Here is a 20,364-nt window from a genome sequence, read left to right as displayed (position 1 = left end):
CCATTACTTAACATGACAAGCGATTGAGGGGACAGGCGGTGGATTGGGAAGATTTCCGAAAACGCGGCGCGGATGCGGCCGCATGGGCGGCGGATTACCACCGCGACCTGCGCGACCGGCCGGTGCGGCCCCGCTGCAGCCCCGGCGACGTGCTGGCCCGACTGCCCCTGTCGCCCCCCGACACGGCGGAGCCCGTCGATGACATCCTCGCCGATCTGGAACAGACGATCCTGCCCGGCATGACCCATTGGCAGCATCCCCGGTTCTTCGCCTATTTTCCGGCCAATGCCGCGCCGGTGTCGGTGCTGGCGGAGTACTACGTCAGCGCCATCGCGGCGCAATGCATGCTCTGGCAGACCTCCCCCGCCGCGACAGAGCTGGAAACAAGGGTGTGCGACTGGATGCGGCAATCCGTCGGCCTGCCTGCCGCGTTCTCCGGCGTGATCCAGGACAGCGCCAGCACCGCGACCCTGTGTGCCGTGCTGGCGATGCGCGAACGTGCGCTGGACTGGTCGGGCAATACCAAGGGCCTCAGCGGCCAGCCCGCGCTGCGCATCTACTGCTCGGCCGAGGTGCATACCTCGATCGACCGGGCCATCTGGATCAGCGGCATTGGCGAGCAGAACCTTGTGCGTATCCCCACCGAGGGGCAGAGCCGGGCGATGAACACCGACGCCCTGCGCGCGGCCATTGCCAGCGACCGGGCCGCAGGGTTGCTGCCCGCGGGGATCATCGCCTGTGTCGGCGGCACCAGCGCGGGGGCGACCGACGACATCGCCGCCGTGATGGATGTGGCCGAGGCCGAGGGGCTTTATACCCACGTCGATGCGGCCTGGGCGGGATCCGCTATGATCTGCCCCGAATTCCAACCGATCTGGGCGGGGGTGGAACGCGCGGATTCGGTGGTGCTGAACCCGCATAAATGGCTGGGGGCGCAATTCGACTGCACCACCCATTTCCTGCGGGACCCCGCGACACTGGTGAAAACGCTGGCGATCCAGCCCGAGTATCTGAAAACCCATGGCGCGGACGGGATCATCAACTATTCCGAATGGTCCGTGCCGCTGGGCCGCCGGTTTCGCGCGCTGAAACTGTGGTTCCTGATCCGCGCGCATGGCCTGGACGGGCTGCGCGGCATGATCCGCAACCACGTCGCATGGGCCGAAGGACTGGCGCTAAGGCTGGCCAAACTGCCGGGATTCGAGATCGTGACACAGCCGATGCTGTCGCTCTTTACCTTCCGCTTCGCGCCACCCGGTGCTGCGCAGGTCGATGCGCTGAACCAGAGGCTCGTGAACGCGATCAACGACGACGGACGTATCTACCTGACCCAGACCCGGGTGGACGGCGCGCTGGTGATCCGGTTCCAGGCCGGGGCCTTTACCGCGACGGCACAGGATGTCGACATGGCCTTTGACGTGATCAGCGAAGTGGCGGCAGAGCTGACAGCCGCCCCGGACTAGGGCGTGACCACGGTGACGCCGGGAATGCGCTGGATGGTCAGCACATCTTCATCGTAGAGGTCGGTCATCTGTTCGACCAGCGCGTCGGTCCAGCCTTCCATGTCCAGCTCTTCCTCGATCTCGTCCTCCAGCGCGAACTTGTCCAGAAAGGCCGCAATCACCCGGCGCTTTTGCATCTCGGACATATCGGGATGGCTGTCGATGTAGGCGCGGAACCGCTGCATCCCCTCTTTGCTCATGATTGCAGCGAGCAGGTCGAAACCGCCCGCAATCTTCTCGTGATGCTCCAGCCCCGCCATCTCACGGATGATCTCGGACCAGATGAGGGGCATGTCTTCGTTGCACCAGACCGTGATCGGGATGCGCGGTGCCGCCTGTCGAATGGCGTTCAGCGTATCGGACCATTTCACGTCCAACGGCCCCCTTCCGCCCCAGAATGCGGTGTCGGACTTGTCCAGCGCAACGCCATGCAGCACCGGCAGCAGCGCCGCGGGGTTGCGGATCGCGAGAAAGATCTCCAGGTCGTCGTCCGGGAACAGCTCCGCCATGTTGCCCATCCGCGCCGCCGCGTCGGGATAGAGCATCCCCTGACGCATCGCGGTCCCCGCCGTGCGGAAGAAGTTCGGGTCCGACAGGATCACCCGGTCTGCCGTGTCGTCCTGCAGCATGACATCCAGCAGCACCTCGCGCGCCTCGGGACCGGCGGGCGCGCGGTGCATCGCGTTCAACGTGTCGCGCATCAGTTTGCGATAGCCGCCCGGCGGCGGAATCAGCACCCCGCGTTCGCGCAGCTGCGCGCTGTTGCGCATCAGCGATTTGATCAGCCTGTCCTGTTCGGTGTAATGGGCGCCTGTATGCAAGATCAGCTGCATGGTGGTTTCTTCGCACTCTTTGAAATTCGCCTTTCCTTATCCCGTCACGGCAGATGTGTAAAACTGCAATTGAGCGCGCGGCCCCCCGCCCGAACCCTGAGCAGCCGCCTCAGCCCCCCCGACGAAAAATCCGCCACACGCGCACCGATGCGCTTGCATAGGCAAACGCGATCCACTAAAGAACCCGCACGCTTGACGGGGCATCCCCCCAAAGCGCCATCGCCGCAGGCGAAGGCCCCTATAGCTCAGCTGGTAGAGCAACTGATTTGTAATCAGTAGGTCCGCGGTTCGAGTCCGTGTGGGGGCACCATTTTTTCAAACAAAAACAAAAATCTGATGGCCGCGCTGTATGATATGGCGGCATGTCGTCCGTTGCGGTCGACCACAGGCGAAGCTTCGAACCCGGATGGCACGCGCAGGTCCGCGATTGTGCGCGGCGAAACGATCCGCCGCGCGCAGCATCCGGCCCGAGGTCTGGGCGGTTTCAGAGCATGATTTCGATCAGGCTCGGGCCGTCGCGGGTCAGACCGTCGGCCAGCGCGGCCTCCAGCTCTTCGCATTCGGTCACGCGCACCGCGTCCACGCCCATGGAATGTGACATCTGCACCCAGTCCAGCGCCGGGCGATCCAGGCTGAGCATGTCGATGGCGCGGGGGCCTGGGTTGCCGACGCCCACGTTGGTCAGTTCGCCGCGCAGGATCTTGTAGCTGCGGTTGGCAAAGATCAGCGCCGTGACGTTCAGCCCTTCGCGCGCCATGGTCCAGAGCGCCTGTACTGTGTACATCGCGGACCCGTCGCCGACCAGCGCCAGCACCCGCCGGTCCGGGCAGGCGACGGCGGCCCCGATCGCGGTGGGCAAGCCATAGCCGATCGAGCCGCCGCAATTGTTGAGCCAGGTATGCGGCGCGGCCCCCCTGGTGGCGGGTGAGAACGCCCGCCCGGTGGTGACGGATTCGTCCACCACGATCCCGTCCTTCGGGATGGCGCGGGCGATGCAGACGGCAAGTTTGTCGAGGTCGATCCGGCCTTCGGGCGCATCGGACACATCCGGTTCGGCCACCTGCGCAGGATCGGTGTCCTGCGCGCCGATGGACGCGCAGAGGTCCGTCAGCGCCGTGCCCAGATCGGCACCTGCATGGGCCAGCGCCGTGATCTCGGCCCCCTCGCGGGTCAGCACGGCGGGCTTGCCGGGATAGGCGAAGAAGCCGATGGGCGCGCGCGCGCCGACTAGCACGATCCGCTTGAACGGCTCCAGCACCTTCAGCGCGATGTCGATGGGGTACGGCACCCGTTCCACGGCGACGCGGCCTGCGCCGCGCTCCATTCGGGCATTGGCCCATTCGGCTAGCAGCGCGCATCCGGTCTTGGCCGCGATGCGTCCGGCGATTTCCAGGTTCTCTTCGGTCAGTGCCGTGCCGCCCAGCAGCAGCAGGGTTTCGGGCCCGTCCAGTGCGGCGGCGGCAGTGTCGAGCACACTGGCGTCGTAGGCCTCGGGCGACGGCGCCTTCAGCGTCTCCCCGGGGGTGCCGCCCATGTCCCAGGCGGTGTCGCTGGGCAGGATCAGGGTTGCGATCTGCCCCGGTGCGGTCATCGCCGCCTGAACCGCTTCCGCGGCGTCCTTGCCGACCGTACCGGCGGAGGGCGAGGTGCGCACCCAATGCGAGACGGGGCCAGCGATCCCTTCGATGTCGGACGTCAGCGGGGCGTCCAGTTCGATGTGGCTTGCGGCATGTTCCCCGACGATGTTGACCACGCCCGACCCCGCCTTTTTCGCGTTGTGCAGGTTGGACAGGCCGTTGGCCAGCCCCGGCCCCAGGTGCAGCAGGGTCGAGGCGGGTTTGCGTGCCATTCGGAAATAGCCGTCCGCAGCACCGGTCGCGACCCCTTCCTGCAGGGCGAGGACAGAGCGCATGCCGGCAATATGATCCAATGCCGCGACAAAATGCATTTCCGAGGTGCCGGGGTTGGTGAAGCAGACCTCCACCTCGTTGGCCAGCAGGGTCTGGACCAGGCTTTCCGCGCCGTTCATCTGTTCGTCTTTCACGTCTCTTTCCTTTCAGCCGCCCAATAGGGCGCGCGTAGATCCTTCTTCAATATCTTGCCGATTGTGCTGCGCGGCAGGCTCTCGCGCAATTCCACTGCCGACAGGCGCTGGCTCTTGCCCAGCTTGCCGTTGGCCCGCGCCAGAATGTCCTTGCCGTCGCGCGCCGCGCCCTTGCGCAGCACCACGAGGCCCAGCGGCGTTTCACCCCAGGCGTCCGAGGGCACGCCGATCACGGCGGCATCGGTCACGTCCGGGTCGTCCAGCAGCACCAGTTCCAGGTCGTTGGCATAGATGTTCAGCCCGCCCGAGATGATCATGTCCTTCTTGCGGTCGGACAGCACCAGAAAGCCGTCTTCGTCCAGGTATCCCATGTCGCCCGAGCGGAAGAACACCTGCCCCTTGTCGTCACGCCAGATCGTATCCGCCGTCAGGTCGTCGCGGCCAAAGTATCCTGCCATCATGGTGGGGCCGCGCCCGCAGATTTCACCCACCTGCCCCGGCGCGACCTCGTGGCCCTGCCCGTCGATCAGGCGGATTTCATTTCCCGGCGCGGCTTTGCCGACGGTGTGCAGCTTGTCGGGGTGTTCATCGGCCACCAGCACGGTGACGCCGCCCCCCTCGGTCAGCCCGTAGTATTCCATCAGCTTGCCCGGAAAGCGCGCCAGCACGTCGCGTTTCACATCCGCCCGCAGCGGGGCGGAGGTCGAGAATTTCATCGTCATCGACGAGAGGTCGAAGCTGTCGAAGTCGGGCACATCCATGATGCGCTTGTACTGCACCGGGACCAGCATGGTATGGGTGATCCGCTCGCGTTCGGCAATTTCCAGATAACCGCGGGCGTCGAACTTCGGCATCAGGAAGACGGTCGAGCCGCCGAACAGCGTCGGTACGAAAGAGACGATGGTGGTATTGGAATAGAGCGGCGTGGACAGCAACGTCCGCGCCCCCGCGTCGTAACCGTTCGGAGACACGCGGTCCATCTGCGCCGCCCGCATCTCGTGGTTGTGCAGGATCCCCTTGGGCGTCCCGGTGGTGCCCGAGGAATAGATCAGGTTGAACGCGTCCTTCATCGCGATGGGCACCATCGGGTCGACGGCTTCTGCCGATGCGAGCGCCGCGTCGTAGCTGTCATAGCCGTCGGCGTCGAAGTCGAGCGCGAAGCGGTTGATGTCCATCTGGTGCAGGAACCCGTCCAGCAGGTCGCGGTAGGCTTCCGCGACAAAGATTGCCCTCGCCCCGCAGTCCGCCAGCATCTTCTCCAGCGCCTCGGCAGAGGCCATCGACGACAGCGGCGTGACGCACCCCCCGGCCCGCAGGATGCCCATGAAAAGCGTGGCGTAGGGGATCGAGTTCGGCGACAGGATCGCCACGTTGTCCCCTTTTTGCAGCCCGATATTCAGCAGCAGGTTGGCCACGCGGTTGATGTCGGCGTCGAAGTCCCCCCAGCTGAGCCGACGGTCCTCGCACACCAGCGCCTCGCGGTCGGGATGGGCCGCGGCATTGGCACGGATGCGCGCGACGATGGTCTCTGTGGGGGGCGTATCCCCGAAGGGTGGGTCTATGGCAATCATGGTGATCAGGCTGGTGTTGTTTCGGATGCCCTCGCCCGCCATGCCGACAGGATCGGCAGCACACAGAAGGCTGCGCCGACGACAAAGGAAAGGCTGTAGCCCCAGTTCAGAAGGTCGGTGTGCGGTTTGGCGATCAGGACGCCGCCGATGAACAAAAGCACCCGCAGCGGCAGCTCGAACGTGCCTTTCACCGGCCCGATCAGGCTGACATAGCCCTGCAGCGCGGCCGAGATCAGCCCGACGCCGATCAGCGCACAGGTCAGTGCCACCGCGACTTCCCAGGCTGGCGCCTGGCCGATCAGCGCGGGATTGAGCACGAAGAAGAACGGCGCGATGTAGATCACTCCACCGAGGCGCATCGCCTCGAACCCGGTCGCAATCGCCTTGGACCCCGCCATCGTGGAGGCGGCGAAAGCCCCCAGCGCCACGGGCGGCGTGATATAGCTGACCATGCCCCAGTAGAGGATGAAGAGATGCACGGCGAGCTGGTTCAGCCCGCCCGCCTCAAGCGCGGGGGCCAGCACCACGGCAAGGAAGATGTAGCAGGCCGTCACCGTCATCCCCATGCCGAAGACAAAGGCGGTCAGCGCGCCCATCAGCAGCAGGACAAGGGTGTTGTCCCCGGCCAGGAACACCAATTCGTTGACCAGCGTGCCCGCCAGCCCGGTGGCCGAGAAAGAGCCGACGATCAGGCCGACACCCAGCAGGATCGCCGTCAGCTCTGCCAGTCCCATCCCGACGCCGACGATCATGTTCCCCAGCCGCTGACCGTTCAGCCGGAACCGCGCGCGGAACTGGTTCACCACCAGCAACAGCGCCGTGGCATAGAACGGGGCCGAAGATTCCTGACGCAGGACGATCATCATGTAGAGCAGCAGCGCGAAGACAAAGATGTAGGGCCAGCCCTCCTTCATCACCTCCTTGAGGCGCGGCAGGTCCGGCTTGGGCAGGCCCCGCAGGCCCCGCTTGGCGGAGTAGGCGTCGATCTGGGCGAACAGGCTCCAGTAATAGAGGATACTGGGGATCGCGGCGGCCAGGGCGATCTCCACATAGGGGCGCGACAGGAACGACGCCATCACGAAAGCGGTGGCGCCCATGATGGGCGGCATCAAGACCCCGCCGGTCGATGCGCAGGCTTCGGTCGCGGCGGCGGTCTTGGCCGAGAAACCGGTGCGGCGCATGGCCGGGATCGACACCGCGCCGGTGGTAAGCACGTTGGAGATGACAGAGCCCGACATCGACCCCATGAAGCCGCTGGCAAAGATCGACACCTTGGCGGCACCGCCCCGGTAGCCGCCGACCATCCCCAGCGCGAGATCGTTGAAGAACTGCCCGCCGCCGGTACGTTGCAGCACCGCCCCGAACAGGATGAAGCCGATGACGACGCCGCCGAAGGCCTTCATCGGGATGCCGAAAGAGCTTTCGGCCGAATAGATGTGATAGGGCACCGTTTGCATGAAGGTGCTCTGAAACCCTGAGAACGGGTCCGGCACATGCCCCGCAAAGGTGGGGTAGAACGCAAAAAGCGTCACGATCAGAAACAGGATCAACCCGCCCGCGCGGCGCGTCGCCTCAAGGATCAGAAAGAAGAAGACGACCGAGACATATTGCGCCGTCTCGGGCGCGGCGTATTCCCAGCCCTGCGACAGGTTGGCCTGTGCGGTCTGCGTCAGATACCAGGTGCAGGCAAGCGACAGGGCGAACAATGCCCAGTCCAGCAAGGAGGGCACCCCGCCCTTGCCGCCCCGCATCTGGAAGATGAGAAAGGTCAGAGCCAGGAAAATGCCGCCCAGCAGATAAAGATAGCGCCCCTCGATCAGCACCAGTCCGAAAAGCTGGGTGTTGAACAGCTGATTGACCACCAGCACCAGCGACAGCAGCGTGCCGATGATGACCACCCAGCGCGCGGGCCCGGTGATGCGCTCTGCCGGGGTTTCCCCGTCGATGGCGACCTCTTCGACCTGTTTGCCGGAGGTGTTCTTGTTCTGCTGGGTCATGGATCTGCTCGTGTCAATTAGGGCGACAAAGTGCAAACCGGCCGACGAAAACGCCGGCCGGTCCCTTCAGATATCGCGAGGATCAAAAGACGACGTCGAAGCCGCCGTCCTGCAGGGCCTTGCGGCGGGCTTCGGACCATGCCGCTTCCCAGTCGTCGGGGCTGGCGGCCTTGGTTTCTTCCCAGGCCGCGGCGAGAGCTTCCTGGCGCGCGATCAGGTTATCGTTGTGCGCCTGTGCTTCTTCGTTCCAGACGCCCTGCTCCTCGAAATAGCGGATGGCGCCTTCGTGGTAGGGAACGACCCATTCCATGTCCTGCTTGTCAAGCGCCCAGCCGCCGATGCCGGGGGCCTTGCCGTCGTACTGCGGAAACAGCTCCACCATCGCCTTGGTCATGTTGTAGACCAGATCCGCATCGGTCGATTCGATGGCGGTCAGAACCGGATAGGCATAGCCCGCGCCCTGATACCCGTCGGTGCCGTCAATCGTCGCACCCACCACGGCCTTGTTGGGGGTAAAGAACGGCGCGATGGCGGTCATGCGGTCCAGAGCTTCGGTGTTTTCCGGGTCGATGGGGGGCCAGAACAGACCGCGCGGGCCCGCTTCGGCCTCGTAGGCCTTGCCCGAGTTGGTGGAGGCAAAGGCGGCATCCACCTGCCCTTCGATCAGGCCGGTCCAGCTGGCGCCGAAGCCGCCGAAATCGACCCGCTCCACATCGTCCCAGGTCAGCCCGCCGTAGGCCAGGTAGGCCTCGGTATTCACGTTCAGCGCCGGCGCGCCGACGATATAGGCCACGCGCTTGCCCTTGAGGTCGGAGAATTCCTCGATCCCCAGGTCGCCGGCCACGCCGACGGCAAGGTTGATCGCGCCACCGTTGTTCGCCATCAGCACGCGGATCGGCTGCGGGCCCCAGTTTTCGGCACCGAAGTCAAAGACACCTTCCTGCGCCATGAAGCTGCCGCCCACGCCAGTCGCCGAGAATTCCACCCGTCCCTGACGCAGCGGTTCGGTGCGCGAAACGTCGTTCTTGCCCGGCAAGACCCGCAGGTTCACCCCGGCGGCATCCTGCAACGCGGCACCGATGGCGACGGCCTGGTTGTACCCGGCAGACCCGGTATCGTAGGCTGTCCAGCTCATCTGGCTGGGCAGGTCCAGCTCCTGCGCGGCGGCCATGCCGGCCGTCAGGCCCAGCGCCGCAATGGTTGATGTGATATAGTTCATGTATTCCTCCCCAAAAGTGATAGCGTCCGGCGTGTTGTTCGGTCTCGAATACGCCCTGTTCGTAGATGGTTCCTCCCGAGTGCGAAATCGAGTTCCGCCCTACGGAACAAGATATGAAGCATGTATTTGGGGAGTCAACACCACATCGTAGCGCGGTTGCGGCGCGGCGTAACAAGCATGTGACCCGCAAGGTCCCGCAGCTAGAGTTTCGCCCCACCCAATTCCGCGACACCGACAAAACTGCGGTTCCAGGTCGGGCTGATCAGCACCTCGTTGATGCAGACGTGCGGCGGCGCTTCGGCGATGTAGCGGACCATCGCGCCCAGGTCTTCGGACCGAAGCATGCGGGCCATGTCCTCTTCTGACGGGGGCGTCGGGCGGTTTTGCATGATCGGGGTGGCCACCTCGCCCGGCATCAGGGCGGTGCATCTTATCCCGTTCGCCCCTTCCTCCTGGTTGATCGAATGGCTTAGCGCCACGACCGCGTGCTTTGACGCGCTGTAGGCCGGGCCGGTCACGCGCGACGGGTGCCGCCCCGCCCAGGAGGACGTCAGGATCAGCGTCCCCTCCCCCCGCTCCCGCATCTGCGGCAGCACGGCGAGCACACCGTACATGACACCGTTCAGATTGACATCGACCACCCGCGCGAAATCCTCAGGGGTGATCGCCCCTACCGCGCGGTTGGGCACGTTGATGCCCGCGTTTGCCATGAAGATGTCTATGCTGCCGTGCCGCTTGGTGACATCCGCACAGACCGCGACGGTCGCGTCCGAATCCATCACGTCCAGCGCCGCCGCCTCGGCGCTGCCGCCCGCCGCCGAGATTGCCGCCGCGACGCGGTCCAGTTCCGCCTTGCGCCGCCCCGAAAGCACCACGTGGGCGCCGCTTTCCGCCAGTGCCATGGCCGCGGCCTCTCCGATGCCGCCACCTGCCCCGGTGATCCACGCGATCTTGCCTGCCAGTTGTCCCATGTCCGTCGTCCTCGCTCCGGTTTCGGGACAAGACAGGCACAGATGCCGCCCCATGTCCATTGCGCAGGCAGGACCGCCTGTGCTGTTGTGCGCGCAGCGACATGACAAAGAAGGTGACGGATGGACGTGAAACTGACCAAGGTGTGTGAGGGGCTGGATTTTCCCGAAGGACCCATCGCGATGGAGGACGGCTCTGTCATCCTGGTGGAAATCCGCGGCCAGCGCCTGTCGCGCGTCCAACCGGACGGCAGGATCGAGGTCATCGCGGAACTGGGCGGGGGGCCGAACGGCGCGGCCATAGGTCCCGACGGCATGATCTATGTCTGCAACAACGGCGGTTTCGTCTGGACCGAGGGGGAGCAGATCACCCGCCCCATCGGCACACCGGGCGATTACATCAGCGGGTCGATCCAGCGCGTCGATCCCGCGACCGGCGCCTTCGAGACGATCTATGACAGCTGCGACGGCACGCCGCTGCGCGGGCCGAACGACATCGTTTTCGACCGGTCGGGCGGCTTCTACTTTACCGATCTGGGGAAATCGACGCGCGACTACATGCACCACGGCGCCTTCTACTATGCCCAGCCGGACGGCAGCGCGATCACGCGGGTCCATGCGCCGATGATCACACCCAACGGGATCGGCCTGTCACCGGACGAAAAGACCGTGCATGTCGCCGAGACCCGCACCGGGCGGGTGTGGAGCTTCGATCTTGTCGAACCCGGCAGGATCGCGCCGCAGCCCTTCACCATGCCGGGGCGGCTTCTGACCACCCTGCCCGACTACCAGCTGCTGGACAGTCTCGCCGTGCAGGCGGATGGCGCGATCTGCGTCGCCACCCTGATGCGCGGCGGGATCAGCATCGTACCTCCCGACGGGGGCGCGGTGGGGTATGTCGCCGGGCCGGGCGATCCCTACATCACCAACATCTGTTTTGGCGGGCCGGATATGCGCGATGCCTGGATCACGGCATCGGGAACCGGGTGCCTTTATCACGCCCATTGGCCGACGCCCGGGTTGCGACTGAACTTCAACGGCTGAGCCTCGCCCGCCTGTCGGGCCACCTTCTGTCCAAGACGCGGTGAGGTGCATCATGTTCAAGAGATTATTACTGGCCTGTCTGCTGTTTGCCGGGACAGCGCAGGCGAACGACTGGGACGCGCTGCGCCAGCCCGGTGCGATGGCGATCATGCGGCACGCGCTGGCCCCCGGTGTGGGCGATCCCGGCAGCTTCGCGCTGGACGATTGCAGCACGCAGCGCAATCTGGATGACCGGGGCCGCGCGCAGGCCGAACGGATCGGCGCGGCCTTTCGCGACCGTGGCATCGGTTTTGACGCGGTGCTGACCAGCCAGTGGTGCCGCACCCGAGAGACCGCCCGCCTGCTCGACCTCGGCCCCGTCTCGGACGCACCGCCGCTCAATTCCTTCTTTCGCGACCGCGCCAGCCGCGACCGCCAGACCGAAGAGACACTGGACATCGTCGCAAAGGCCGACGGCCCGCTGATGCTGGTGACGCATCAGGTCAACATCTCGGCGCTTGCCGGGCGGTCCACCCGCTCTGGCGAAGTGCTGGTGTTTCGGCTGGTCGACGGCGCTCCCCGGGTGACAGGCAGCATCATGATCGACCCCTGAGCCGCTCAGGACACGGCGGAAAGACCCGCGTCCAGCGCGTTCAGGATGGTGGTCACGTGATCTTCCGTCACCACCAAGGGCGGCGACAGAATGATGTTCGACCCCGAGATCCGCACCATCGTCCCGTTTTCGTAGGTCGTCCGGTGCAGGGTGGCGAGCAGCTTCTTGTCCACACCCGCCTTGGTCGCGGGGTCGGAGGTCAGCTCGATCGCCGACATCAGCCCGTGACCGCCACGCACGTCGCCGATCAGCGGGTACTTTTCGGCCAGCCGTGTCAGCCCCTCGAACATCTGGGTGCCACGCGCGGCGGCGTTGTCCTTGACCTGAAGCCGTTCGGTTTCGTGCAGGCAGGCGATGGCCGCCGCCGCCCCCACCGGGTGGCCGGAGTAGGTATAGCCCGACGCGATGGCGCCCTTGCCGGTCTTGTCGTTCTCGAACACCTCACCGATGGCGTCCGAGATCATGACGGCACCAAAGGGGAAATAGCCGTTGGTGATCGCCTTGGCGGTACAGCTCATGTCGGGCTTCACCCCCCAATGGCGCGATCCGGTCCAGTCGCCGGTGCGGCCGAAGGCGGTAATCACCTCGTCCGCAATCAGCAAGATTCCGTGGCGGTCGCAGATCTCGCGCACGCCGGGCATGAAACTGTGGTGCGGCGGGATCACGCCGCCCGCGCCCAGGACCGGCTCCATCACGAAGGCGGCGATGGTCTCCGCGCCCTGAAAGGCAATCTCGTCCTCCAGCGCCGCGAGGCAGAGCTGCGCCAGCTTCTCTGGGTCGGTCTCGTTGAACGGGTTGCGGTAGGTATAGGGGGCCGGGATGTGGAAACAGCCGGGCATCAGCGGTTCATACTGGGTGCGGAAATTCGCGTTGCCGTTGACGCTGGCGGCCAGCGTATGGGTGCCGTGGTAGCCCTTCTTCAGCGACAGGTACTTGACCCGCCCCGCTTCGCCCCGGATCTTGTGGTACTGCCGCGCGAGGCGCAGCGCGATCTCCATCGAATCCGACCCGCCGGAGGTAAAGAACGCCCGGCTCAGCCCGTCGGGGGCGAAGAACGCCTTGAGCATCTGGCTGAGTTCGATCACCGCGTCGTTGGAGGTGCCGCGAAAGATCGAGTAATAGGGCAGCTTGTCCATCTGCGCGGTGATCGCTTCCTTCACGGGCGCGCAGGAATAGCCCAGGTTCACGTTCCACAGGCCGCCCACGGCGTCCACCGTGCGGTGCCCGTCCACATCGGTGATCTCCACCCCTTCTCCGCCGACGATGATCTGCGGCGGATTGGCAAGGCTGTCGGCCGGATGCGTCATCGGATGCCAGACATTGCGGGCGTTGTGTTCCTTCAGGAAGTTCGAATCTTTCATCTGGTGTCCTTTACTGTTCGGCGCGGGACGGCACCCGCGCGGGGCCGTTCGTCGCGATGAAATCGGGATAGCGTCCGCCAAGGCTTTGGGTAGCGGCATGGGCGGCGGCGCGCAGGCGGGGGGTGATATGCGCCATCATCCGCGGCGTGGCGCGCACCCGTGGCACCGCGACGGACAGCGCGCCGATCACCCGCCCGTGCAGCCCGAAAAGCGGCGCGCCCTGCGATGTCACTTCGGTGTCGAAGGCGCTGTCAAGCTGGCTGATGCCGGTCCCGCGCACCTCCTCCAACAGGTCGCGCAAGACATCGGGGTCGGTGATCGTCTTGTCCGTCATCGCGGGCAGCGTCTGGCCCAGCACGCGGTCCGTCATCTCGGCGCCGGAAAAGGCCAGCACGGCCAGCCCGCTGGACGTGGCATGAAGCGGCAGCATTTCGGCGGCATCGAAAGACACCTGCGTCCCGTGGCGAAGAGGGTCGAAATGGAAGACCGAAGACAACATGTCCCCCTGCAGCAGGGAAGCATGGGCGAGTTCGCCGATGTCCTCTGCCAGTTCGGTCACGATGGGCCGCAACAGGCGGCGCACCGGGAACGCCGCCTCGCGCACTGCGGTAAGCCGCAGCAGCGCCGGCCCCAGCCGGTAGGCGCGCGATATCGCGTCCTGTTCCAGAAACCCGTTCTGTTCCAATTCGGTCAGATGCCGATGCACGGTCGCCTTGTCCCGGCCCGTGAGCCGGACGAAATCGCCCAGACCGATCTCGGACCGGGCCTTGGTGAAATGGTCAAGCAGTTCGAGCGCCTTGGTGATCGTCCCCATCAGCCCGCCTCCGCCGCCAGGACCCCACGGGCGGCATGTTCGAAGAAGCGCGCGATCTCTTCGGCAAAGGCGCGCTGGTCGGCCCGCTCGGCAAGAGAGGCGCGCGCCCGTTCGGTCGCGTCATGCCCAACCTCATCGGCATAGAATTCCACCAGGGCCGTCATGAAATCGTGGGTCATTTCCGGGTGATGCTGGATGGTGAACAGATGATCGCCCAAGGCAAAGCCCGCGACGGTGCAGCCCGGCCCCTCGAACACGACCTCGGCGCCTTCGGGAACCGCGCCCACCTGTTCCATATGTGAGCCATAAAGCGAAAATCCGGTTTCCGGCCCTGCCCAGGGCGACGCCCCGCTGCGCCGGACGTTCAACAGCCCGTGGCCCCAGCCCTCGGGGTTGCCGACAATCGGCGCGCCCAGCGCCGCGGCGATGATCTGATGGCCAAAGCAGGCCCCGAACAGCGGCTGGCGGGCGGCGATCATGCCACGGATCAAGTCCTGCAGGCGCAGCATCCACGGCGCGCGGTCGTTCACGGACGCCGGGCTGCCGGTGATCATCACACCGTCAAAGGCCCGAATATCCTGCGGAAATGCGTCGCGGCAGACCCAGAAGGCCTCGCAGTGCCAGTCCGGGCGGGCGAGGTGCACGAGATCAGCGAATTTTTCGCCGTCGTCGGGCCAGGCCTGGGCAAAGGTGCTGTCGTCGGTATTCGTGACCAGGATTGCGATGCGCATATCAGATGAACCAGACATAGAAATCGAGAACGGCGTTGGGTTCCATGTCGCGTGTCTTGCGGTACTCGCGCTCTTTCATGAAGACCTGATGCGCCACCAGTTCGGGGCCCACCGCCTCTGCCAGAACCGTGTCGGCCTGTAGGTCCTTCGCCGCCTGCCGGAGGTTGGCGGCAACACCCTGTTTCGCGTCCGTTTTGTCGAACCCGTCGCCGGTCTCGATCGGGGGCAGGTCCAGCTTGCCTTCATAGCCCAGCCGCGCGGCCTGCAACACGGCGGCGGTGGCGGTATACGGATTGGCGCTGGCGTCGGCCATGCGGTGCTCCAGCCGGGCCTTGGCCCCGCCCTCGCAGGACACACGCGTCGTGACGGCCCTGTGGTCGCCGCCCCAGTTCTGCCAGTAGCCCGACAGGGACCCCGGTTGCAGCCGCAGATAGGATGTCGCGGTAGGGGCGAGCAGCCCCGCCAGCCCCCTGTGGTGGTGGACCAACCCGGCGAGACACCCGCGCGACAGCGCGTTCAGGTGATCCGGCCCCCCCTGCGGCCCGGTGGACAGCGCATTCGCTCCGGTCTCGTCCACGAAGGAAAAGTTGATGTGCATGCCCGATCCGCCGGTCTCGGCAATCGGCTTGGGCAGGAAGGTCAGGATGATCCCGTGATCCAGCGCGATCTCCCGTGCCATCAGCCGGAACAGCACGATGTCGTCCACCGCCTTGAGCGCGTCATCGAAGGTCAGCGTGTATTCGAACTGCGGACTGTCGTATTCAGCCGTGATCATGTCGAGGTGAAAGCCCATCTCCTCGGCTTTGCGCCAGATCACATCGTTGAACCGCATCGGGTCGGCGAAGGGTCCCGTGCCGTAGACCACGCCACCCGGCGTGTCGTAGGGCCGCAGCCGCCCCTGTTCGTCGCCCTGCAGCGCGTAGGCCTCCAGTTCGATCCCGACTTTCGGCGTCAACCCGTGGCGGCCCCAGTCCGCGATGGCCCGCTTCAGCGCCCCGCGCGGGCAGAGCGGCAGCGCCGCCCCCTCGGTATCGTAGAGGTCGCCCACCACGATCTGGGTGCCCGGCTCCCAGCTTTGGCGGATGTCGTCGCCGCGCCAGCGCAGTTCCATGTCCGGCATCCCCTCGCGCACCATGGCATGGGGCGCGTCCAGCAGCAGGTCGCGGTCGTAATGCACGCCGAATGTCGCGCGGGCAAAGCGCGTGTCATTGTCGCCGATCTTCGATCCCGGCAGGTATTTCCCGCGCGGGATCGACAGGTGGTCGACAAAGAGGGCACGAAGTCGGTCAGTCATGGCAACCTCAGTTCAGGGTGACGCGCACGGGAAGACGCTTGATCCCGCCGACGAAATTGGACCTGACAAAGGCCTCGGGTCCGGCGGGTTCGATGTGTCTGATCCGCCGGACCAGTTCTTCGAACAACACCCGCACCTCCAGCCGCGCGAGGTGCATGCCCAGGCAGACATGCGGCCCGCCCTGCCCCCAGCCCAGCTGGCGGTTGGGCTTGCGCGCCAAGGTCAGCTTGTAGGGATCTTCGAACATCTCGGTATCCCGGTTGGCCGAAACGAACCAGTACAGCACCTTGTCGCCCGCCCTGATCTGCTGACCATGCACCTCTACGTCGCGGGTGGCGGTCCGCCGGAAATAGGTTGCGGGCGATGCCCAGCGCACGATTTCGTCCGGGGCGGTGCCCCAGACCTCGCCCGATTGCATCTCTTCGAGAAGACCCGGCTGGCGCGCCAGCGCCTGAATGCCCGCGGCAATGGAATAGCGCGTGGTATCGTTGCCTGCCGCGACCAGCAGGCAAAAGAAGTTGCGGAACTCGGTTTCGGAAATCGTCTCGCCGTTTTCGTCCGGCTTCAGGATCAGGTGCAGGATGCCGCTTGTATCGCCCGCCGCGTTCTTTTTTTCCATCAGGTCGCGGGCGTATTCATACAGTTCCGCCCCGGCGGGCGAATTGAACGGCATCAGCCGGTAGGCGTCGGTGTCCAGCTTGTCGGCCACGTGATCGGTAAAGTCGGGGTCGGTGTTCGCCATCAGCGCATCGCCCTTGTCCACCAGCCAGGGCAGGTCTTCTTCCGGGGTGCCCAGGATCTGGCCTAGCATCCGCATGGGCAGTTCGCGCGCGATCTCGCGGGTGGCGCAGAATTCGCCTTTCTCAAGGGCTGCATCGAGGATCGGGTGGCAAAGGTCGCGGATCTGATCCTCGAAGCCCGCCACCACCTGCGGCGAGAAAGCCTTGGCCACCTTCATGCGCACCTTGCGGTGGTCGCTGCCGTCGGTCTCCTGAAAGGTGCGGCGGGCCATGTATTCCTCGGGGGTCTGGTCCTCCATGCGGATGCCCTGCCCGGATGAAAAGGTCTCTGTGTCGCGGATCATCTGCACGATGTCGGCGTGCCGGGTGATCGACCAATAGCCTTTGCCCTGATCGAAATCCGACCAGTGGCAGGGCGCCTCGGCCCGCATCCGCGCGAAGGTGTTGTAGGGTGCGCCCGAGGCGAAGCTGTCGTGCTTGCCCAGGTCCGCGTATCCGTCGTCTTCAGGAACCCAAATGGTCATAGTTGCGTCTGCGCCTTTGCTGTTTGGTCTTGATTTCGAAATGCCGGGTGCGGCGGCCTGCGATACGGCGGGCGAAACGGTCGGAGGATTTGCGCGCCAGGCTGCGCCGGTCGGTCGGCACCCATTCGCGCCAGACCCGCCAGAGGGTGCCCGCGAGGATCATCACGATCAGCGCAAACAGGATGAAGGCGATGGGCCGGTCGATGAAGTCGAAGGGCGTGTTCACCCGGTTCATCGACGCGCGCAGCTTCACCTCCATGATGCCGCCCAGCACCATGCCCAGCACGATGGGCACGATCGGCAGGTTCAGCCGCTTGAGCACATATCCGATCAGCCCGAAAACCGCCGCCACGGCGCAATCCACCGCCGAGTTGCGGATCGAATAGACCCCGACAAAGCTGAGCAGCAAAATGCACATGCCCAGGAACCGGTTCGGGATCTTGGTCAGGTAGACCAGCCACCCGGTCGACACCAGCAGGAAGCCGACCACCAGCACGTTCAGCACCAGAAGCGCGAGGTAGAGCGCAACGACGAAATCCATCTGGTACAGGAACAGCCCCGGCCCCGGCACCACGTTATGAACGTAGAAGACCGACAGCATCATCGCGGTCAGCGCCTCGCCCGGGATGCCCAGCGCCAGAAGCGGGATCATGGCGGCGGCGGGCACCGCGTTGTTCGCCGTCTCTGAGGCGATCAGCCCTTCGGACGACCCCTGGCCAAAGGCCTCGGGCGTTTTCGACATCTTCCGGGCAGAGGTATAGGACATGAACTGCGCGGTGAATTCCCCCACGCCGGGGATCATGCCCATGACGACACCGAAGGTGGCGGATACCGCCGCGACGCGCGGGTGGCGCGCCAGTTCCCGGAAGCCCTGGAACAGCGATCCGCGCGACTTGCTCAGGCGCACCTTCTCGTCGTCCATCGTCAGCAGCAGCAGCGCCTGGCTGAGCGCGAAGAGCCCCAGCACCACGACGATCAGGTTCACGCCGCTGGCCAGCCAGGTCTGGTCGAAGGTGAACCGGCGGGTGTATTTCACCGGCTCCAGCCCCACGGTGGACAGAAAGATGCCGAACCCCGTCAGCGCGGCCGCGATCAGCATCTGGCCCCTGTGGGCCACGATCACCAGGATGATGCCCAGAAGCGCCGCAAGGAAAATCTCGCGCGAGCCGAACATGGGGGCGACCTTGGCCAGCAGAGGCGACAGCGCGATGAGGCAGACGACCGAAAAGATGCCGCCGAAGAAGCTGGCGGAATAGGCCAGCGACAGCGCGCGCCGCCCCTCGCCCCGCAAGGTCATGGGAAAGCCGTCGTAGGTGGTCAGCGCATTGACCGCCGTGCCCGGCGTGTTGATCAGGATGGCCGGGATCGCGCCGCCGAACATGGAAGAGCCGTAGATGCCCAAAAGCACGGTCAGCCCGACGATGGGGTCCATGGAAAACGTCGCGGGCAACAGGATCGCGATGGCGACCGCAGGTCCGACGCCGGGGATCGCGCCGATCGCGACCCCGCCGATGGAGCCCACCAGCAGGGCAATCATCACGTCCCAGCGGGCCAGAACCTCTATGGCGGAAAGAAGCAGGTCCATCACAGGTACAGGATGAAGAAGCTGCGCAGGGCTCCGGGCAGCACCTCGTAAAGGGACGCGCCGGGGATCTTGACCCCCAGAAGCCCCTTGAAGAGCGTGACCATACCCACGGCAAAGAGGATTGCCGTCCAGTAATAGCCCGCGCCGCGGTAGCCAAGACGCCAGACCAGCGCGCAGCCGAACAGGATGCTCATGGGCAGGAAGCCGACGATCGGCACCAGATAGACAAAAGCCATGAACCACAGCACGTATTCCAGCGGCTCCAGCCAGCGCCGGACCTCGACCCAGTCCAGCCGATCAGGGCGGCGGCGACGCATCCGCAACAGGTGCAGGGCAAAGCCGCCCACCATGAGCGCGAGGGCCACGCCGGGCCAGAACCGCGGTTGCGCCGCCAGAGAGTCGGCGTCGGCGATCCATTCGGTCTGGGTTGTGATCTGCGACAGCAGCAGCAGGGACAGGCCCAGCGCACCCAGGATGAAAGGCGCCTGCCCCGCGATCCGGGTTCGTGCTTGAAGGTCGGATTCAATGCTCACGTCATGCTCCCGGAAAGAAAGGAAGGGGCCGCTGCGGCCCCTCCGGCCGGATCACTCCAGCGTGTCGCCGATGGTCGCCAAGGTGGCCTTGTCGGCCTCGATGATTTCGGCGCTTTCGCTGGCGTCCTTCCAGTAGACCAGCGCGCCGGTCTCTTCGGCCACCTGCTGTGCGCGCTCGCTCATCACCGTCTTTTCGGCCACGGCGGCGATCTTGGCGCGCACGTCCTCGGGGGTGTCCTTGGTCACGAAGAGCCCGTTCCACAACGCGATGTCCAGATCACCGTCGACCTCGCCGATGGTCGGGGTGTCGGGGATCTTGCTGATCCGCTCGCCGGTGATGGACACCAGAACCTTGACCTGGTCGATGCAGGGCAGGATCAGCTGCAGCGTGGTGTTGATCACATCCGCATCACCCGAGGCCAGCGTGTTGCAGTCCAGCGCGTCGAATGCCGCGTCCGCCGCCCAGTCGAAGTCCATCTTCCGCGCCAGCGCCTTTGTCACCTGCGTCGGCGTCAGAACGTCGCCGAAGTGGCCCAGCACGACATCGTTTTCCTTGGCGTGGGCGGCCAGTTCCTCCATCGACGAATAGGGCGCATTGCCCGAGGCCGCGATGACGAAGGGATAGGTCAGGAAGATGCCGATGGGGTCGAACTTTTCGGGGGTGAGTTCCGGGATGTCGATCTCGTGCCCGATCAGCGAGACCGCTGGCACGAAGGACCCGATGGTGTAGCCGTCCGCCGGTGCGGTCGCCACGTCGATGGCGCCGGGGAATGGGCCGCCACCGCCGCCGGGTTTGTTCACGACCGCAGCCGCCACGCCGTATTCATCCTGGAAATCCTCGGCGATCATGCGCGTCAGCACGTCTTCGAGGTCGCCCGGAGGCCACGGTACGATGAAAGTAACGGGTTTTTCCGGGTACTCGGCAAGGGCGGGGCCAGCCAGGCCCAGCGTCAGCGCCGTGATCGTTGCGGTCAGAACCGATTTCATGAAGAGCTCCCTGTCAGTATTTGGC

Annotated in this window: 17 protein-coding genes and 1 tRNA gene; 4 read left to right on the top strand and 14 right to left on the bottom strand. The window is 65.3% G+C overall.

The genetic code is table 11. From position 1 onward, the window contains the following. Positions 1 to 38: 38 nt before the first annotated feature. Positions 39 to 1,463, top strand: a complete 1,425-nt coding sequence (locus FIU94_RS12105) for a pyridoxal-dependent decarboxylase (RefSeq protein ID WP_152466033.1) — start codon at positions 39 to 41, stop codon at positions 1,461 to 1,463. On the opposite strand, the gene FIU94_RS12100 is transcribed toward FIU94_RS12105, so the two are convergent. After that, entirely contained in the window at positions 1,460 to 2,335 is an 876-nt protein-coding gene (locus FIU94_RS12100) for a hypothetical protein (RefSeq protein ID WP_152466032.1), read from the bottom strand. The genes FIU94_RS12105 and FIU94_RS12100 overlap by 4 nt on opposite strands. 234 nt (positions 2,336 to 2,569) lie before the next feature. Here FIU94_RS12100 and FIU94_RS12095 point away from each other — a divergent pair. After that, positions 2,570 to 2,645: transfer RNA gene (locus tag FIU94_RS12095), tRNA-Thr, on the top strand. Positions 2,646 to 2,819: 174 nt separating this feature from the next. On the opposite strand, the gene FIU94_RS12090 is transcribed toward FIU94_RS12095, so the two are convergent. From FIU94_RS12090 to FIU94_RS12070, 5 genes are all read right to left on the bottom strand, one after another. Further along, complete coding sequence (locus FIU94_RS12090; protein ID WP_302848705.1) at positions 2,820 to 4,379, bottom strand: acetolactate synthase large subunit; 1,560 nt, start codon at positions 4,377 to 4,379, stop codon at positions 2,820 to 2,822. Next, positions 4,376 to 5,992, bottom strand: coding sequence for a class I adenylate-forming enzyme family protein (locus FIU94_RS12085; protein ID WP_254702532.1), 1,617 nt, complete (start codon positions 5,990 to 5,992; stop codon positions 4,376 to 4,378). Before FIU94_RS12085 ends, FIU94_RS12090 begins: the two co-directional genes overlap by 4 nt. Next, positions 5,956 to 7,947, bottom strand: a complete 1,992-nt coding sequence (locus FIU94_RS12080; protein WP_152466031.1) for a TRAP transporter fused permease subunit — start codon at positions 7,945 to 7,947, stop codon at positions 5,956 to 5,958. The genes FIU94_RS12085 and FIU94_RS12080 overlap by 37 nt, the downstream gene beginning before the upstream one ends. 82 nt (positions 7,948 to 8,029) lie before the next feature. Continuing rightward, positions 8,030 to 9,166: a TAXI family TRAP transporter solute-binding subunit gene (locus FIU94_RS12075; RefSeq protein ID WP_152466030.1), complete on the bottom strand. Its 1,137-nt coding sequence runs from the start codon at positions 9,164 to 9,166 to the stop codon at positions 8,030 to 8,032. A 200-nt stretch (positions 9,167 to 9,366) separates the two neighbouring features. After that, positions 9,367 to 10,137, bottom strand: a complete 771-nt coding sequence (locus tag FIU94_RS12070) for an SDR family oxidoreductase (RefSeq protein ID WP_152466029.1) — start codon at positions 10,135 to 10,137, stop codon at positions 9,367 to 9,369. 120 nt (positions 10,138 to 10,257) lie between these two features. Between FIU94_RS12070 and FIU94_RS12065 the strand changes: the two genes are divergently transcribed. After that, on the top strand, positions 10,258 to 11,178 hold the full coding sequence (locus FIU94_RS12065; RefSeq protein WP_152466028.1) for an SMP-30/gluconolactonase/LRE family protein: 921 nt from the start codon (positions 10,258 to 10,260) through the stop codon (positions 11,176 to 11,178). 52 nt (positions 11,179 to 11,230) lie between these two features. After that, a complete protein-coding gene (locus FIU94_RS12060; protein ID WP_152466027.1) occupies positions 11,231 to 11,770 on the top strand; it encodes a histidine phosphatase family protein in 540 nt (179 codons plus the stop codon). A gap of 5 nt (positions 11,771 to 11,775) precedes the next feature. Here the strand turns inward: FIU94_RS12060 and FIU94_RS12055 are convergent, their stop codons facing one another. From FIU94_RS12055 to FIU94_RS12020, 8 genes are read right to left on the bottom strand one after another with little or no spacing between them, the layout of a single operon-like run. Then, complete coding sequence (locus FIU94_RS12055) at positions 11,776 to 13,131, bottom strand: aminotransferase class III-fold pyridoxal phosphate-dependent enzyme (RefSeq protein WP_152466026.1); 1,356 nt, start codon at positions 13,129 to 13,131, stop codon at positions 11,776 to 11,778. A 10-nt stretch (positions 13,132 to 13,141) separates the two neighbouring features. Further along, the gene (locus FIU94_RS12050; RefSeq protein WP_152466025.1) at positions 13,142 to 13,945 is read right to left on the bottom strand and encodes an IclR family transcriptional regulator; all 804 of its coding nucleotides are present in this window, start codon (positions 13,943 to 13,945) and stop codon (positions 13,142 to 13,144) included. Continuing rightward, positions 13,945 to 14,676 (bottom strand): type 1 glutamine amidotransferase, encoded by a 732-nt coding sequence (locus FIU94_RS12045; protein ID WP_152466024.1) that lies wholly within the window; start codon positions 14,674 to 14,676, stop codon positions 13,945 to 13,947. Before FIU94_RS12045 ends, FIU94_RS12050 begins: the two co-directional genes overlap by 1 nt. A 1-nt stretch (position 14,677) precedes the next feature. After that, complete coding sequence (locus FIU94_RS12040) at positions 14,678 to 15,970, bottom strand: glutamine synthetase family protein (RefSeq protein WP_152466023.1); 1,293 nt, start codon at positions 15,968 to 15,970, stop codon at positions 14,678 to 14,680. A 7-nt stretch (positions 15,971 to 15,977) separates the two neighbouring features. Continuing rightward, entirely contained in the window at positions 15,978 to 17,234 is a 1,257-nt protein-coding gene (locus FIU94_RS12035) for a cytochrome P450 (RefSeq protein ID WP_152466022.1), read from the bottom strand. Beyond that, the gene (locus tag FIU94_RS12030; RefSeq protein ID WP_152466021.1) at positions 17,215 to 18,819 is read right to left on the bottom strand and encodes a tripartite tricarboxylate transporter permease; all 1,605 of its coding nucleotides are present in this window, start codon (positions 18,817 to 18,819) and stop codon (positions 17,215 to 17,217) included. Before FIU94_RS12030 ends, FIU94_RS12035 begins: the two co-directional genes overlap by 20 nt. Beyond that, positions 18,819 to 19,352: a tripartite tricarboxylate transporter TctB family protein gene (locus FIU94_RS12025; RefSeq protein ID WP_152466020.1), complete on the bottom strand. Its 534-nt coding sequence runs from the start codon at positions 19,350 to 19,352 to the stop codon at positions 18,819 to 18,821. The genes FIU94_RS12030 and FIU94_RS12025 overlap by 1 nt, the downstream gene beginning before the upstream one ends. Positions 19,353 to 19,403: 51 nt before the next feature. Further along, positions 19,404 to 20,339, bottom strand: coding sequence for a tripartite tricarboxylate transporter substrate-binding protein (locus FIU94_RS12020; RefSeq protein WP_152466019.1), 936 nt, complete (start codon positions 20,337 to 20,339; stop codon positions 19,404 to 19,406). Positions 20,340 to 20,364 lie beyond the last annotated feature (25 nt).

The organism is Sulfitobacter sp. THAF37 (genome assembly GCF_009363555.1).
In the GTDB taxonomy this organism is placed as follows: domain Bacteria; phylum Pseudomonadota; class Alphaproteobacteria; order Rhodobacterales; family Rhodobacteraceae; genus Sulfitobacter.
The sequence above is the reverse complement of the archived record's forward strand: the minus strand, read 5'-3'. Positions and strand labels throughout refer to the sequence as shown.

Coding starts and splice junctions, on each gene's coding strand:
- FIU94_RS12100 (WP_152466032.1), bottom strand. CDS start 2,335: ATGCAGCTGATCTTGCATACAGGCGCCCATTACACCGAACAGGACAGG.
- FIU94_RS12085 (WP_254702532.1), bottom strand. CDS start 5,992: ATGGCGGGCGAGGGCATCCGAAACAACACCAGCCTGATCACCATGATT.
- FIU94_RS12080 (WP_152466031.1), bottom strand. CDS start 7,947: ATGACCCAGCAGAACAAGAACACCTCCGGCAAACAGGTCGAAGAGGTC.
- FIU94_RS12075 (WP_152466030.1), bottom strand. CDS start 9,166: ATGAACTATATCACATCAACCATTGCGGCGCTGGGCCTGACGGCCGGC.
- FIU94_RS12070 (WP_152466029.1), bottom strand. CDS start 10,137: ATGGGACAACTGGCAGGCAAGATCGCGTGGATCACCGGGGCAGGTGGC.
- FIU94_RS12065 (WP_152466028.1), top strand. CDS start 10,258: ATGGACGTGAAACTGACCAAGGTGTGTGAGGGGCTGGATTTTCCCGAA.
- FIU94_RS12060 (WP_152466027.1), top strand. CDS start 11,231: ATGTTCAAGAGATTATTACTGGCCTGTCTGCTGTTTGCCGGGACAGCG.
- FIU94_RS12055 (WP_152466026.1), bottom strand. CDS start 13,131: ATGAAAGATTCGAACTTCCTGAAGGAACACAACGCCCGCAATGTCTGG.
- FIU94_RS12050 (WP_152466025.1), bottom strand. CDS start 13,945: ATGGGGACGATCACCAAGGCGCTCGAACTGCTTGACCATTTCACCAAG.
- FIU94_RS12045 (WP_152466024.1), bottom strand. CDS start 14,676: ATGCGCATCGCAATCCTGGTCACGAATACCGACGACAGCACCTTTGCC.
- FIU94_RS12040 (WP_152466023.1), bottom strand. CDS start 15,970: ATGACTGACCGACTTCGTGCCCTCTTTGTCGACCACCTGTCGATCCCG.
- FIU94_RS12035 (WP_152466022.1), bottom strand. CDS start 17,234: ATGACCATTTGGGTTCCTGAAGACGACGGATACGCGGACCTGGGCAAG.
- FIU94_RS12030 (WP_152466021.1), bottom strand. CDS start 18,819: ATGGACCTGCTTCTTTCCGCCATAGAGGTTCTGGCCCGCTGGGACGTG.
- FIU94_RS12020 (WP_152466019.1), bottom strand. CDS start 20,339: ATGAAATCGGTTCTGACCGCAACGATCACGGCGCTGACGCTGGGCCTG.